This window comes from Vibrio tapetis subsp. quintayensis, from assembly GCF_030409945.1.
GTDB classification, from domain to species: domain Bacteria; phylum Pseudomonadota; class Gammaproteobacteria; order Enterobacterales; family Vibrionaceae; genus Vibrio; species Vibrio quintayensis.
Genome location: NZ_JAUFQV010000012.1, coordinates 357,150 through 372,959, shown reverse-complemented (window position 1 = coordinate 372,959; position 15,810 = coordinate 357,150). Strand labels below are relative to the sequence as shown.

14 protein-coding genes are annotated in these 15,810 nt (G+C 45.1%); 10 read left to right on the top strand and 4 right to left on the bottom strand.

The window, feature by feature from the left end:
• Window positions 1-174: 174 nt before the first annotated feature.
• Window positions 175-492: a N(4)-acetylcytidine aminohydrolase gene (yqfB, locus tag QWZ04_RS06515; protein ID WP_290326175.1), complete on the bottom strand. Its 318-nt coding sequence runs from the start codon at window positions 490-492 to the stop codon at window positions 175-177.
• 196 nt (window positions 493-688) lie between these two features.
• Here yqfB and hutC point away from each other — a divergent pair, with 196 nt between their 5' ends.
• The 6 genes from hutC (at window position 689) to QWZ04_RS06485 (ending at window position 8,041) form a co-directional block, all read left to right on the top strand.
• Entirely contained in the window at window positions 689-1,396 is a 708-nt protein-coding gene (gene hutC, locus QWZ04_RS06510; protein ID WP_290326173.1) for a histidine utilization transcriptional repressor HutC, read from the top strand.
• A gap of 122 nt (window positions 1,397-1,518) precedes the next feature.
• Window positions 1,519-2,739 (top strand): imidazolonepropionase, encoded by a 1,221-nt coding sequence (gene hutI / locus QWZ04_RS06505; RefSeq protein WP_290326171.1) that lies wholly within the window; start codon window positions 1,519-1,521, stop codon window positions 2,737-2,739.
• Entirely contained in the window at window positions 2,732-3,790 is a 1,059-nt protein-coding gene (gene hutG, locus QWZ04_RS06500; RefSeq protein ID WP_290326169.1) for a formimidoylglutamase, read from the top strand. Before hutI ends, hutG begins: the two co-directional genes overlap by 8 nt.
• A 113-nt stretch (window positions 3,791-3,903) precedes the next feature.
• The gene (gene hutU / locus QWZ04_RS06495; RefSeq protein ID WP_290326167.1) at window positions 3,904-5,583 is read left to right on the top strand and encodes a urocanate hydratase; all 1,680 of its coding nucleotides are present in this window, start codon (window positions 3,904-3,906) and stop codon (window positions 5,581-5,583) included.
• Window positions 5,584-5,597: 14 nt separating this feature from the next.
• Window positions 5,598-7,130 (top strand): histidine ammonia-lyase, encoded by a 1,533-nt coding sequence (hutH, locus tag QWZ04_RS06490; protein ID WP_290326165.1) that lies wholly within the window; start codon window positions 5,598-5,600, stop codon window positions 7,128-7,130.
• A gap of 185 nt (window positions 7,131-7,315) precedes the next feature.
• Window positions 7,316-8,041, top strand: a complete 726-nt coding sequence (locus QWZ04_RS06485) for a DUF3581 domain-containing protein (RefSeq protein WP_290326162.1) — start codon at window positions 7,316-7,318, stop codon at window positions 8,039-8,041.
• A 138-nt stretch (window positions 8,042-8,179) separates the two neighbouring features.
• Here QWZ04_RS06485 and QWZ04_RS06480 read toward each other — a convergent pair whose 3' ends face one another.
• The 3 genes from QWZ04_RS06480 to ydiJ all read right to left on the bottom strand — a co-directional run bounded on the left by QWZ04_RS06480 (window position 8,180) and on the right by ydiJ (window position 12,510).
• Window positions 8,180-8,641, bottom strand: coding sequence for a methyltransferase family protein (locus QWZ04_RS06480; protein WP_290326161.1), 462 nt, complete (start codon window positions 8,639-8,641; stop codon window positions 8,180-8,182).
• Window positions 8,642-8,722: 81 nt separating this feature from the next.
• The gene (locus QWZ04_RS06475) at window positions 8,723-9,268 is read right to left on the bottom strand and encodes a GNAT family N-acetyltransferase (RefSeq protein ID WP_290326159.1); all 546 of its coding nucleotides are present in this window, start codon (window positions 9,266-9,268) and stop codon (window positions 8,723-8,725) included.
• A gap of 203 nt (window positions 9,269-9,471) precedes the next feature.
• Window positions 9,472-12,510, bottom strand: a complete 3,039-nt coding sequence (gene ydiJ, locus QWZ04_RS06470; RefSeq protein WP_290326157.1) for a D-2-hydroxyglutarate dehydrogenase YdiJ — start codon at window positions 12,508-12,510, stop codon at window positions 9,472-9,474.
• Window positions 12,511-12,731: 221 nt separating this feature from the next.
• Here ydiJ and QWZ04_RS06465 point away from each other — a divergent pair, with 221 nt between their 5' ends.
• The 4 genes from QWZ04_RS06465 (at window position 12,732) to QWZ04_RS06450 (ending at window position 15,723) form a co-directional block, all read left to right on the top strand.
• Window positions 12,732-13,424 (top strand): DUF3334 family protein, encoded by a 693-nt coding sequence (locus tag QWZ04_RS06465; RefSeq protein ID WP_290326155.1) that lies wholly within the window; start codon window positions 12,732-12,734, stop codon window positions 13,422-13,424.
• 149 nt (window positions 13,425-13,573) lie between these two features.
• Window positions 13,574-14,266, top strand: a complete 693-nt coding sequence (locus tag QWZ04_RS06460; protein ID WP_290326153.1) for a DUF2786 domain-containing protein — start codon at window positions 13,574-13,576, stop codon at window positions 14,264-14,266.
• 84 nt (window positions 14,267-14,350) lie between these two features.
• The gene (locus QWZ04_RS06455; RefSeq protein WP_290326151.1) at window positions 14,351-14,680 is read left to right on the top strand and encodes a DUF2799 domain-containing protein; all 330 of its coding nucleotides are present in this window, start codon (window positions 14,351-14,353) and stop codon (window positions 14,678-14,680) included.
• 14 nt (window positions 14,681-14,694) lie between these two features.
• Window positions 14,695-15,723, top strand: coding sequence for a J domain-containing protein (locus QWZ04_RS06450; protein WP_290326149.1), 1,029 nt, complete (start codon window positions 14,695-14,697; stop codon window positions 15,721-15,723).
• Window positions 15,724-15,810 lie beyond the last annotated feature (87 nt).

Genomic DNA, 15,810 nt, shown 5'->3' with positions numbered 1-15,810 from the left:
TTCACAGTGGTGTCGCACACGTAGCGACACATGTTCATTAGTTGTATTGAAATGGGCCTCAACGACGGTCACTCAGTAATACGAATACCGGACTGTCATCGGGAACGGGCAATTCTACCCTATCTAAGCCTTGGATTGCAAAAACGAATAGATGCTTTCTTAGCCAATAGATAGTTAAATGACTAATAGATAGTTAATTACGTAGAGTTGCTGCACTCCAGGGTAGATTTCGGTGATCACCTGCTTGAGTTGTGTCAGTGTCATGTTTTCTTGTTGCGCATGAAACTCGGTAAGGTTGTCAAACAAAATGGGTTTTACTGATTCAATTTTGATTTGGCAAAACTGGCGACCATCCTCGTAGGTAGCAACATCAACGACACTGCCTGCCAAATAGTTATTTTCACTCTCGTCACGAATCGTGATGACTTTCTTTCCAGCCACAATGTCGGCTTCAAAACGTTCAAAAAACGTTATCTTATTTGCATACTGCATTATTCAACTCTCTACTATTATTAGTTCTCGCCCAGCTTCCGCCTAATTTGACTCGTGTTACTGCCAGTTTTCAAGCGCTAACCGTCATTTGGTTCGTTTTGATCACAGCCTCAACATATTTTCAACGTTTACCGTTGCGCCAACGCGAATTGCATTCCATTATTTGTATAGTCAATACTTTAACAGAGAAGTCCCCGTGTCTGCCCCTATCTATATTCAAATAAAACAACACATCGAACAAAAAATTCTTTCCGGAGAATGGCCTGTTGGGCAGAAGATCCCTACGGAACTTGAGTTAACAGAACAGTTTTCAGTCAGCCGAATGACAGTAAATAAAGCCATCAGAGATCTCGTTACCGACGGCAAAGTAGAACGAACGCCAAGAAGAGGCACTTTCGTTTGTGCTCCGAACGAAAAAGCAGAATCACCTTTACTTGATATCCGTAACATCGCGGAGGAAGTCCAACAACGCGGGCAACAATACCACAGCGAAATATTGCAACATATCTCGGTCCAAGCTAACGAACATATTGCTACTCAACTAGGCATCATGCTAGATAGCAGAGTCTTCTACAGCGAAATTACCCATTTTGCAGATGGTGTACCCATTCAATTGGAAATTCGTTGGGTTAATGCTCTTTTTGCACCCAATTATTTACAGCAAGACTTCACAAAACAGACGCCAAACCAATATTTATCAAACAACTGCCCTTTATCCGCCATAGAGCATACTGTAGAAGCTATTCCAGCTGAGCCGAACATAAAAACCATCTTAAAACTCAAAGACAACGAGCCCTGTTTGTTACTCAATAGACGCACATGGAGCGGTAATCAATTGATCAGTGTGGCTAAACTCTACCATCCAGCCTCTCGCTACAAACTCAGCTCTAAAATTCTGCTATAGCCAGCCATTTTATCAGGTGAAACAAGAATTCGATCACAACTCAGTAACATCCAACTTGCCTCAATTGTCCAAATAGCCTACTTATTTGTATATACATTTAAATACTCTCAAGTAGGCACTCGATGGATTTGGTATTAAGTGGCGCAAATTTGGTAACCATGGAAAATGACGCCCTAGGTTACACCGTCACCAAAAACAGTTGTATTGCAATTCAAAACGGTAAAATAGCCGGCATCAGCACCGATGAAATGCAATCAACAGCGTGGATAAATGCTACCCACCAGCATATTGATTGCAAAGGCAAACTGATTACACCGGGTCTAATTGACTGCCATACCCACCTTATTTATGCCGGAAATCGAGCAGACGAATTTGAGATGCGCTTAACTGGCGTGCCCTATCAAGAGATAGCCAAGCGCGGTGGCGGCATACTTTCTACCGTAAAAGCGACACGCGCAGCAACGCAAGATCAATTAGTAGAACTTGCTTTGCCAAGGCTAGAAGGTTTGATACGCAGCGGCGTGACTCAAGTTGAAATTAAATCTGGCTATGGGCTCACTCTTGAAGACGAGCTAAAAATGTTACGCGCAGCCAAAAACCTGGAGCAGCATCGTCGAATTAAGGTTTCAACCACCCTACTCGCTGCCCACGCATTGCCACCAGAGTACGCAGGAGATGCAGATAGCTACATCGATTTAGTCTGCCAAACCATTATCCCTGCCGCGGCTGAAAACCAACTTGCAGACTCAGTAGATGTTTTTTGCGAAGGCATTGGCTTTAATTTGGTGCAAACACAGCGCGTATTCCAAGCAGCACAGCAACATGGGCTGAAGATAAAAGGCCACACTGAACAACTTTCAAACTTAGGTGGCAGCGCTCTTGCGGCCGAATACGGTGCGTTGTCCGTCGACCATATTGAATTTATCGATGAACATGGTGTTAAAGCCATTGCACAATCAGGGACGGTAGCCACTCTTCTTCCTGGTGCATTTTATTTCCTACGAGAAACTCAAAAGCCACCAGTTAAATGGTTGCGCCAGTATAAAGTGCCAATGGCGCTATCTACCGACCTTAATCCTGGTACATCGCCATTTGCCGATCTCAGGCTGATGATGAACATGGCTAGCACCCTATTTGGCCTCACTCCTGAAGAGAATTTGCGCGCAGTCACCACACATGCAGCCAAAGCATTGGGATTTGAAGCATCTATGGGCCAAGTAAAAGTCGGATTTGATGCCGATCTCGCTGTTTGGAATACCCAACATACAGCTGATCTAAGCTATCAAGTCGGCACATCACTCTTAAATACCCGCATCCTTAATGGAGAGCTGTGTCATGACTAAATCAAGTAGAGCATCTAACCCGAGTTTCCGATGGGAAGGTCGAAACGATTTAGAAGATGGCACTAAAGGGGGGCGAGTTCATCACGTGGTAAAAACGGCGGATCGTAAGAATTCGACCAATCAAGAAGAGACTTCCCATACCAACGTCAGTTTAATCGGATTTTGTTCTGATGCCGGCGTCGCTAGAAACAAAGGCAGAATAGGAGCCGCAAAAGGCCCAGACATCATTCGTCAAATGTTGGCGAACATGGCGTGGCATTCAACCATGCCAATTTATGATGAAGGCAATGTGGTGTGCGATGGTGACGAATTGGAACTCGCACAACAAGCGTTATCCGATCGTATCGCCAATGCGTTAACCGATACATCCGTGATCGTTTTAGGTGGGGGCCATGAAGTGGCTTATGGCTCTTTTATGGGTCTTGCTAAATACTTACAACACCGGCCTCTCACCAACCAACTTGACGTCAAGCCCCCTAAAATCGGCATCATTAATTTTGATGCACACTTTGATCTTAGGCTATACCAAACCACAGACGACTCACTAAAAAGCAGCATAAAGCCAAGCTCTGGCACGCCATTTAAACAAATTGCCGATCATTGCAAGCTGTTGGGCTGGCCATTCCACTACGCATGCCTTGGCGTAAGCCGAACCAGTAATACCGAGGCATTATTCGACAGAGCCGATGAACTGGGCGTTTGGTACGTAACAGACGACCAACTAACCGCCCCTAACCTGTCACTAAACCAAACGAAGCTGAATTCCTTCATCGATCAGTGTGATGTTATTTATCTCACCATCGATTTGGATGTGTTTCCAGCCGCTAATGCTCCGGGTGTAAGCGCCCCCGCAGGCCGAGGCATCAGCTTAGATAACTTCTACCCGCTATTTGAACAAGTACTAACACACAGCAATAAACTCAAACTGGCTGACATCGCTGAATACAACCCAGATTACGACATAGACGGACACACAGCCAAGCTCGCCGCAAGGCTGTGTTGGGATATAGCGGAGCAAAGTACTAAAAGCGAAGTACGAAATACTAAGTAGTCACCCTCACACTTAGCTCTTAGCTTTTAGCTTTTAGCTTTTAGCTTTTAGCTTTTAGAACTTCGCTTTTAGCACCTAGCTTTTAGCACTTAAACACAAAAAAGGATTTACAGATGACCGATCCAAGACTCGACACTAGCCGTACTGTACGGGCACCACACGGTACGACTTTACGCGCTAAATCATGGTTAACTGAAGCGCCACTTCGTATGCTCATGAATAACCTAGATCCCGATGTTGCAGAACACCCACATGCGCTCGTGGTGTATGGCGGCATTGGTCGCGCTGCGCGTAACTGGCAATGTTACGACAAAATTGTCGAAGTTTTAGAGCGCTTGGAAGACGATCAAACCTTATTAGTTCAGTCGGGAAAACCTGTCGGTGTGTACCCTACCCACAAAAACGCGCCTCGCGTATTAATTGCCAACTCAAACTTGGTGCCACATTGGGCCAACTGGGAGCACTTCAACGAACTCGATAAACAAGGCTTGATGATGTACGGCCAAATGACGGCGGGCAGTTGGATTTACATCGGCTCACAAGGCATTGTTCAGGGCACATACGAAACTTTCGTATCCATCGCTAAAAAGCACTTTGATGGTCAAGCAAAAGATCGTTGGATCTTAACAGGTGGCCTTGGCGGTATGGGCGGCGCGCAACCATTAGCTGGCACCATGGCTGGGTTTTCAATGCTGGCGGTGGAATGTGATGAATCACGTATCGATTATCGCCTGCGTACCGGCTACGTAGATAAAAAAGCCACCAGCCTTGATGAAGCACTAGAGATAATCAAACAATCAGATGAAGCGGTTTCTGTTGGGTTGCTAGGCAATTCAGCCGATGTTTTCGCAGAGCTTGTCGAGCGAGGGATCACTCCGGATGTCGTTACCGACCAAACTTCTGCACACGACCCATTAAACGGCTACTTACCTCAAGGCTGGAGCATGGATCATGCTGCAAAAATGCGCTTAGAAGATGAAAGCGCTGTCGTAAAAGCCGCTAAACAATCCATGGCCGTTCAAGTGAAAGCCATGCTTGCTTTGCAAGAAAAAGGCGCGGCAACACTCGATTACGGCAACAACATCCGCCAAATGGCGCTCGAAGAAGGCATAGAGAACGCGTTTGATTTCCCTGGCTTTGTTCCTGCGTACATAAGGCCACTATTTTGTGAAGGCATTGGGCCATTCCGTTGGGCGGCACTGTCTGGCGACCCAGAAGACATCTACAAAACCGATCAAAAAGTAAAAGAGCTGATCCCAGATAACCCTGCCCTGCATAACTGGTTAGATATGGCTCGTGAACGCATTCAATTTCAAGGTTTGCCAGCTCGGATTTGCTGGGTAGGGCTCAAAGACCGTGAACGTTTAGGACAAGCCTTCAACGAAATGGTAAAAAATGGCGAATTAAAAGCGCCGGTTGTTATAGGCCGAGATCATCTAGATTCAGGTTCCGTTGCTAGCCCTAATAGAGAAACAGAAGGCATGATGGATGGTTCAGATGCCGTATCCGATTGGCCACTACTCAATGCCATGTTGAATACCGCAGGCGGGGCAACTTGGGTTTCTTTACACCACGGAGGCGGAGTCGGTATGGGCTTTTCTCAGCACTCAGGAATGGTGATTTGTTGTGACGGCAGTGATGATGCATCTGAGCGCATTGGCCGAGTGCTGCATAACGACCCAGCAACCGGAGTAATGCGCCATGCTGATGCCGGTTACGACATTGCTAAACAGTGCGCCAAAGAACAAAAACTCGACTTACCTATGCTCAATGAAGAACTGCGTAACTTATAATGGAGAGCGACAACATGTTAAATCTAGAACTGAACCCAGGCCACATCAGCCTGAGCGAGTTACGCAAAATCAGCCGTTCTCCGGTTAACTTATCTCTTAGTGCCAGTGCGATACCTGGCATAGAAGCGAGCACTCGTGTTGTAGAACAAGTCATTGCAGAAGACAGGGTCGTTTATGGTATCAATACCGGCTTTGGGCTGTTAGCCAATACACGCATTTTGCCAGACGATCTCGAAGAGCTGCAACGCAGTATTGTTTTGTCTCACGCGGCAGGCATTGGCAAACTCATGCATGACGAAACCGTGCGCTTGATGATGACGCTAAAAATCAACAGCCTTGCTCGCGGTTTTTCAGGTATTCGCCTTGAAGTCATTCAAGCATTAATCGAACTGGTTAACTCTCAAGTTTACCCTTGTGTGCCACAAAAAGGCTCCGTTGGTGCGTCAGGAGACTTAGCCCCCCTAGCCCATATGAGCACCATTTTATTGGGTGAAGGCGAAGCCCGACATAACGGAAAAATCATCTCCGGATTAGAAGCGCTAAAAATCGCAGGGCTTGAACCCATCACGCTGGCTCCGAAAGAAGGGCTTGCTTTATTAAATGGTACGCAAGCCTCCACCGCATTTGCATTAGAAGGTTTATTTGCAGCAGAAGACCTGTTTGCATCGGCAACCCTTTGTGGGGCGATGTCAGTTGAAGCCGCACTGGGTAGCCGCCGCCCATTTGATGCCCGCATTCATGAAGTGCGCGGCCATCAAGCGCAAATGGATGCAGCCACCGCATTCCGCCATCTATTGGACTCCACCAGTGAATTGGGAGAGTCACATACCAATTGTGAAAAAGTACAAGACCCTTACTCGCTGCGTTGTCAGCCTCAAGTCATGGGCGCTTGTTTACAACAAATTCGCAATTCAGCCGACATATTAGAAGTTGAAGCCAACTCCGTGTCGGATAACCCACTCGTTTTTGCAGACGACGGTGACATTATTTCTGGCGGTAACTTCCACGCTGAACCTGTCGCGATGGCCGCAGACAACTTAGCACTGGCCATAGCTGAAATCGGCAGCTTATCGGAGAGACGTATGGCGCTGCTTATCGACAGCGCGCTGAGTAAACTTCCGCCGTTTTTGGTCGACAATGGCGGGGTCAACTCGGGCTTTATGATTGCGCAAGTCACCGCTGCGGCACTGGCGAGTGAAAACAAAAGCCTTGCTCACCCAGCATCGGTTGATAGCTTGCCTACTTCTGCCAATCAGGAGGATCATGTTTCTATGGCAACATTTGCGGGTCGCCGCCTGCGCGATATGGCTGAAAATACACGAGGCATATTGGCTGTCGAATACCTGTCAGCCGCGCAAGGGCTTGATTTTCGCTCTCCGGCCGTCTCATCACCTAGAATCGAGCAAGGAAAGCAAATCTTACGTGAACGCGTGAGCTTTTATGATAAAGACCGTTACTTCGCTCCCGACATCGAAAAAGCCAATTCTCTGATCAAAATGGCAGTTCATAATCATTTAGTTCCTGAGCATACACTTTGCTCCTTTTAGGTTTATAGCAGCTATACCGTACGCAAAACCCTTTATGGGCCTCACTTGAGGCCCATTTTCAATTGGTATCCAGAGGATAAATTTGGCTTTTATATGGATCAAAGTGAATTATTTATGAATGGTTAGACCATTTCAGCTCAATAGTCAGATATAATCAGCCCAGTTTCCGTAATCAACAGTGAATTATGTTCTTAGCATCTTATTTTTCAACTCAAGACAATCAGTTTCAATTTACTCGCCAGCAAGCAAGCCATTTTGCAAAAAAGGTAGCGGGCGATTACAACCCAATCCACGATGAAGACAACAAACGCTTCTGTGTACCTGGCGACCTTTTGTTTGCTGTACTACTGAAGAAAGAAGGCATCAGCCAAAAAATGCGTTTCGATTTTTCAGGCATGGTAAACGATGGAATTGCATTGTCTGTTGAAGAAAAAGGCCAGACTGAGAGCGCACTTGTTGATGCGTCAGGTAAAGAATACCTACACATGCATCATGAAGGTGAAATCAGCCACGATGCTGAGTTTATCGAGCACATCGTAAAAGCGTATGTTGAATTCTCTGGCATGAACTTCCCGCACATCATGGTACCGCTAATGGAAGACAAGCAGATGATGATCAACTGCCAGCGGCCTTTAGTGATTTACGAGAGCATGGAAGTAGAATTTGAGCACCTTAACTTATCTCGCCCAACGGTCGATTACGTAGGTGCAACCTTCGATATCGACGGTAAACGTGGCCTTGTTACCATGAAGTTTAACTTCATCGACAACGGCGTCGTTGTAGGTAAAGGAATTAAGCGTATGGTTGCTTCTGGCTTAAAACCTTTTCAAAAAGAATCGGTAGACGATCTCGTTGAACGCTTTAATGCTCGCAAAGAAGCTTTCCTACAAACCGAAGTTGTAGCGGCATAAGTACCTAGTTCACACACCAAGAAATCTAAGCTCAGCACTCATTGCTGGGCTTTTTTATATCCGCTATCTCATGCTTAAATTTTCGTTGTTATACTCTAGCGATAATAAAAACAAACCAAATACAGGACAAGAAGGCCTCTATATCCAACGCCTAACTTTAGTCAGGTAGTCTGTATATTGCGAACCGTACTTTTCACTTAATATCCGCTCTTCCGCAGAGATCTGAAAGCGATTCAAATAGCCGATAAAAGCAACAATCACCCATAGCGGTGCTAGGCTACTCCAATAAAATAGAGCCCCAATAAGTAAAACCACTAACCCCAAATACATCGGATTACGTGTGTACTTAAAAATACCCGTATCGACTACGGTAGAAGCATTATTCGGGGTATGAGGGTTAACCGTCGTTTGATGGCGCCTAAATTCCAACACACCCGCAATGCCAATATAACCAGAACTGGCCACACAAATCATCACAAAAACAGTTCGCAATGGCAGCTCAAAAGCCAAACTAGGCCACGAAACCACACTCCACCACATCAGCACCAATGCCAAAACAAACACAACCACCGGCGGAACTTTCAACTCCAATCGATCCAAAGGTCCTCCCTTTCTACCCTAATCTTTCACTTTTTATTACTTAGCACTTCGCTTTTAGTACTTCGCTTTTAGCACTCCCTCTCAACACCATTGACTGAAGGGCTTCTGCAACTCCAACTGATACTCGTAGCAATCTATCATGGCCCCATTCACTTCCGTAAAGTCGTTAACGTTACCAATCATTTTGAAGTTATTTCTCAATAATACACGCTGAGATGCGACGTTCTGTGTCGATGCGTATGCTTTTAGGTACTTTAAGCCACTAAAGCTACTGGCGTAACGTATCAACTGCTCTGTGGCCTTCGAGGCTAGCCCTTGACCAGCACATTGTTCAGCAACACGATATCCTACCCAAGCTTCGCCACGGCTTAAATCGATGGAATGTAAGTTGGCACGCCCTAAAATATCGCCTTTGCTGTTTTTAATCAGGGTTGGCAACATGGTGAGCTCGTGATATTGATGCAAACACTCGCGAATATGGCTACTTACTCCTTTTAAACAATAAAAGTCTTCAGGGCGGCCATTAATATTCGACTCAAACCAAAACCGATTGCGTTTTTCAAACCGCAGTAAGGCTTCACAGTCACTGTGCGTGAGTAAAGGAAAAGAAAATAGATTATCTTGCATAAGCCAACGTCTTTTTATTCGAGTTATAGGCACGCATGATGCGCTCAAACGTTGAATTGTACAAATATCACTCAAATTAATTTGGGTGTTTTTTGACCCACGTTAAATTTTGACCCAAAAAACGCGCCGTTATTGGCGCGCTTTATGAGTAACAATGCAACTTTTAGTCGGTCATTAACCCGACGAGAGACCTAAACCTCAAATTAAACGTATTGCAGCAACGCCTGCAGTGGATGCTTAGGTGCGATATGTTCAAACCGTTTAACTTGGCTACGGCACGAATAGCCAGTCACCAAGCAATGATCTGGATTTGTGTCCTCTAGTCGAGGTTTCCAACTCAGCTTGTAGATGTCTTTCGACATTTCTAACTTGTCGATTTCATGCCCGAACGTACCCGCCATACCACAACACCCTACTGCGACAGGTTTAAGCGTCGCGCCGAAGTGCTCAAAGATGGCCGTCCATTCCTTTTCCGCATTAGGCAATTTGGTTTTTTCTGTACAGTGGGCAAACAACTGCCAAGCGATGTCATCTTTAGCTGGATTCTTATCAAACTGAGACAGCTTTGGCGTTAGCCATTCATGCACCGTTAGCACATCAAACTCACCACGGTCAGCGCCTAAAATCTCGTTGTACTCATCCCGATAACAAAGCACTAATGCCGGATCAACCCCTACGAGAGGAATGCCGGTTTCCGCCAGCATAGATAGAAACTCAGCGCTAGTATTGGCCGACTGAGCAAACTGCTTCAAAAAGCCTTTAATATGTTGCGCTTTGCCGTTGGGTTTAAACGGCAACACAATTGGCTGTAATCCTAACTTACTCACTAAACTAACAAAATCTTCGACCACTTTCGCATCGTAATAGCTGGTAAATGGGTCTTGTACAATGAGCACATGATTAGCCCGCTCGTCTTCTGACAATCGGTTAAGTTGTTGCAAATCAAATTGAGTATCGGGTTTTGATTTCAGAGACTTAGCTAGCGTTGGCACACTTAATAACGGGGCGTCTACATAGCCTACGGTTTTCGCCGTCAGTGATTTAACCAAAGGCTGCTTAAGAGCAAAGTTAACGAGGCTTGGCGCTTTAGCCATCAGAGGCAACATGGTCTCAATATTGGCCACCAAATAATCTTTGGCAGGTCGTTGGTAGCGTGAATAGTACAAATTTAGAAAGCGAGAACGAAAACTCGGCACATCCACTTTAATTGGGCATTGGCTCGCACAGGCCTTACACGCTAAACAGCCGTTCATCGCATCGAGAACTTCATGAGAGAAATCGTACTCGTGCCTTTTATTAATCGTATTACGAACACGCTCAATCAGGGTTCTAACGCTATTGGTTCCCGCCAGGGTTTGCTTTTCCAAGTCGAGAATATCAATGCCCTCTTCCGTGAGTTGGCGTAACCATTCTCGAACTAACCCAGCACGTCCTTTCGGAGAATGACGGCGATCAGCGGTCACTTTCATCGAAGGACACATCGGTGAATGCACATCGTAATTGAAACACAAGCCATTCCCATTACATTCCATAGCTTGGCTAAAGCTGTCTCGAACTTCTACGTCGATTTGGCGGTCGTAATAGCCGCGTTTGGTACCCGACACCTTAACCAACTCAGCATCACTTTCCAGTGGCGTACATATCTTGCCTGGATTCATTTTGTTGTATGGGTCAAAAGCCGATTTAACTCTACGAAGCTCAGTAAATAACTCTTCACCAAAAAAAGCTGGGCCATACTCGGAACGGAAGCCTTTCCCGTGCTCCCCCCACATCAAACCGCCATATTTGGCCACCAGCGCAACCACTTGATCGGAGATTTGTTGCATCAAGATTTCTTGTTCAGGATCGCATAAGTCCAACGCTGGGCGAACGTGTAAAACCCCAGCGTCAACGTGACCAAACATGCCATAGTTGAGTGATTTCTCGTCCAATAACTGACGGAACTCTTCAATAAAGTCAGCCAAGTTTTCTGGTGGCACACAAGTATCTTCCGCAAACGCGACAGGCTTCGCTTTGCCCTTTGCCGCGCCTAATAAACCCACGGCTTTTTTACGCATGCCATAGATTCGACCAATACTGGCTAAATCTGAGCACACTTGATAACCAATGATGTCAGCTTGTTCCGTCGCCATCATGTCATCTAAGGTTTTGGTAAGAGACTGTACCTGCTCTTCAACTAAGGCAACGTCTTCACCAGCAAACTCCACCATATTAATACCCAACATTTCTTTGCCGGGTACGTCTGTTAGCAGGTCACTGACCGTATTCCACACAATGTCTTGCTTGGCTAAATTCAGAACTTTAGAGTCAATGGTTTCAACAGACAAGGCGTCGGCTTCTACCATTAACGGGGCATTACGCAACGCCGAGTCAAACGACAAGTATTTAATGTTCACCAAGGTGCGAGCTTTCGGTATACGGGTTAAATTGAGCTTGGCTTCCGTGATAAACGCCAATGAACCCTCAGAACCACATAAAACACGCGTTAAATTAAATTCATCGTTGCCGTCATCAATAGCATTTTTTAAGTCGTAGCCGGTAAGGAATCGATTCAGCTTGGGAAATTTCGCGACAATTTTTTCGCGATTATCTCGGCATACCGCTTCGGTAACTTCTAATGCTCTTTCAGCTTGCGTGTTGGATTTTGGCAACCCAGCAGACAGATCACTTTCTAGAATAGAGCCATCACTGAAAATCGCCTGTAAAGAAAGGACATGATCCGATGTTTTGCCGTATTTCAATGAGCCTTGACCCGATGCATCGGTATTCACCATGCCGCCTAAAGTTGCACGATTACTAGTAGAGAGCTCTGGAGAGAAAAAATATCCGTACGGCCTAACCAGGTCGTTGAGTTTGTCTTTAACAATGCCAGTTTGAACGCGAACCCACCCCTCTTTTCCGTTAATTTCCAACATTTGATTCATGTAACGAGAAAGATCGACGACCAAACCTTTGGTCAGTGATTGACCATTGGTTCCCGTGCCACCACCTCGTGGAGAAAAGGTGACCGATTGGTATTGTTCGGCGTTACCAAGTGAGCCAATTAACTGAACGTCACTGGTATTTTTGGGAAAAAGAACCGCTTGGGGCAGTTGTTGGTAGACACTGTTGTCGGTTGCAACAGCGAGACGGCTTGAATAGCCTATTTCGATGTCGCCACTAAACCCCTTTTCTTCAAGATCATTAAGGTATTGAGTAACAACACTATCGATATCAGGTTGATTTGAAATTCTTGGTAACATGGTGCTTCCTGCTCCCTACAGCACTGAATCATTCAGTGGGGAAAGTAGTTCGGTTGACATTGCGGGTGATTTTTTTGATTTTCGTCACTTTACAACATTTTAGAGCTTGATAAAAACAGTTACTGCACTTCAAACTGAATCGATTGCTTACATTTTTGGATTTTTAGTCCACACTTCTTACAAGCAACAATTTCTTATATGCGTATTAAAGCGATAATCTCATGAAAAAAAATAAAGTAGTTACCACCGAAGACATTCTATTAATGCTTTGTAAATCAGTGTCTGGTGTTTTGACCTCGGCAACGGATTCTCCGATTCATTACTCTGCAATGGTACAAAAAATAAACAAAACTTGCCTAAAACCTGATTTTGGCTGTTTTGTTTTATTCGATGGCGGGTTTTCTGGTTTGGTTGTTATCAACTTTGCTGCTCCTGCTGCGCTAGAGATCTATCAAAATTACATGCGTAACATGGGCATGCCGGAAGATGAACTGGCGATTTTGCACACCTCAGATGAAGTCGGCGACGTGCTAGGCGAATTAATGAACCAACTGGTTGGCGATTTCACCAACAAAGTGCGTAAAGAACTGCAAACTAACATCACTCAAAACCAACCTAAAATGCTGGCATTGACGAAACAAGTCATGCTGTCGGTGGACACCAACTTAGATCGTCCACAAGCTCGCCGTGTTACTTTCTCTACCGAGAAAAACAATATTTTCTACCTAGAATTAGCCATGGATAAAACTGAGTTTATTCAATTGGAAGAATTTGAAATTGAAGAAGACACATGCATCGACTCACTGATTGACCAAGAACGCGAAAAATCCAATCAGAAGAAAGAAGCAAGCCCTAAGGCTTCGTCAGCAGCTGACGATATGGCTAACGACCTACTTGACGAACTCGGCATCTAATTGCGTTAAATTTATACTATCTATTGCGTTAACTTAGCATCACTCGGTGCCAAGTTAACGTAATCCTCCTTTAAACCCCCATTCCACTCTTTTACTTCCCGCCAATTAACGCTAAAATGGTCGACTTTTCTCATCAACCTGCAGTCTTAATGGATAAACAAAAAGCCCTCAAGAAAATTGCTAAGTGTCTTGAACTCGGTAATTCAGCGAACGTAAACGAAGCTGCTAATGCCATCAAGATGGCCCATAATCTCATGATTAAATATGGGTTGGATAAAGATGACATTGAGTTCATCAAAATGGGCAAGACTCAATCTAGCCACTTACTTCCAAGCAATGTTGGCTCAAACATCTTGCGTATTATCCGAGGGATCAATACAAAATTTGGTGTTGAAGCCGTATTACTGAACCATAAAGGGTTGAAACGTCTTGAGTTCATCGGTGAAGCCGATCGCGCTATTTTTGCTGCGTTTGCTTTTGATATCGTCTACCGAGAAATGAATGAACATACTGGGCAGTTCCGCAATAGCTTTGCAGGCTCTGGCACCAGTAGCGCAGAAGTCACTAAGCGCGTTTCTTCATTTTTGTCTGGTTGGATTGAGGGTGCATTGGAAAAACTGCCTACCATCGCACCCGATGATGATTCAAATAACAAAATCAATAACTACATTGATAAAGAGTTTGAAAACATTGACCGCGAAACGTTTAAACAACAATTACGTGACGCGATGAAAAACATCACCGCCGATTATGAAGTTGGGTTGAAAAAAGGACGTCGTTTATCGGTTAATCGCCCTGTTGGTGGAACAACACCCGCCGCGGCCCCAAAACTGCTAAAGTAACCCTTTATCGCTACGAAAATTGAACACTGCTGAATTTGCTATCATAATAACCTTACACATTCGAGCAAATTAAGGGACACAACAATGAATAAATTCACAGTGATTCTCACAACTCTATTTTTGGTTGCTTGTACCAGTGTCGATCTTACTCACCTTACTTCTGAAAAAGAATGGTACGACTTTGGCTTGGAGCAATCTAACAAGGGGGCCGTACAGTTTAGCCCCAACAAAGCACAAACCTCTGAAGAAAATTACCTTGCCTACAGCGATGGTTACCAAATTGGCCAGGATGTTTATTGTGCACAAGATCCACATCGCTTAGGCCTATTGCGTAAGCCTTATTTTGGTATTTGTGATTGGTCATTTGAACAAAGCTATCAAGACGGGCTCCATCGCGGCTCTGACAAACTCTAGGAAACCGACCCCCAATGAATAAATCAATCCGATTATTGTGTATTTCCGCACTTTTCTTCAGTCATTGGGTAGGCGCTCTCACCATTAGCGAATTGGAAACTCAAGCCAACAAACAAGATCCTGTTGCCCAGTATTCGTTGGCGCAAGCATTCTTTACTGGTAAAGACGTAGCCAAAGATTCACAACGTGCGATTGACTGGCTCAAGCAGTCGGCAAACAACGGCTATTCGCTTGCACAACTTAAATTGGCTAACGCTTACGATAGTGGCATCGCCATTGAACAGAATCTAGAACGTGCCGTTTATTGGTATACCAAAGCTGCCGTTCAGGGCCTTGCCAGAGCTCAGCTAAAACTAGGCATCCTTTACGAGCGTGAATACAACGAGTACCAATCTGTCGCCGATTTAGACCTTGCCAAAGTGTGGTACAAGGTCGCTTTCGAAAATAACAGCGCGCAGGCTGAAGCTGGCTACAACCGTGTATTGGAAGCCAAATTTAATGCCATGCGAGCGGCTCAACTCGGACAAATCACCAAATTGGATGACGAATCGAGTAAAGTGGTCACTGTGGCTTCCCCCTCCGTAGCCCCTCAAATAGAACAAGAGTCCAAATGGGCCTTGCCTGAAGTGACCCAAGAAGTTGGCTATATCATCATTGCTGTCACTTTCCTCATAGCTTTGCTCGCCGTCATCTTGCTAGGTCGCAAGAAACGCAAACAGAAAACGGCGGTTAGGCAAGAAAAAAAAGCGGCTGACGACTCTCGTGTTCTTCGCAAAGAACTTGAAAAAACACGCCGCCAGCTAGTGAGCCAGAATGCAGTGCTTAAAGATTTAAAACATGCACAACAAGATCAGAATTTCACACTTGCGTGCACATTCTTAGGGCTTAACTCTAAGCGTCTACCCAGTGCTGATGTTATAAAAACTCGATATAAAAAGCTTTGTCGCGTCTATCACCCTGATGCCAACGGCAGTGATGACGAAATGAAAAAACTCAATGCCGCACTCAAAGTCATTTTAAAACACCCGTCATACAATAAATAATTCGTATAGCGACTAACTGCGAGTCATCAATGGCCCATAAAAGGTTATTTAAACCACGCCTGTTTTAAATGAAATACACAACGATGC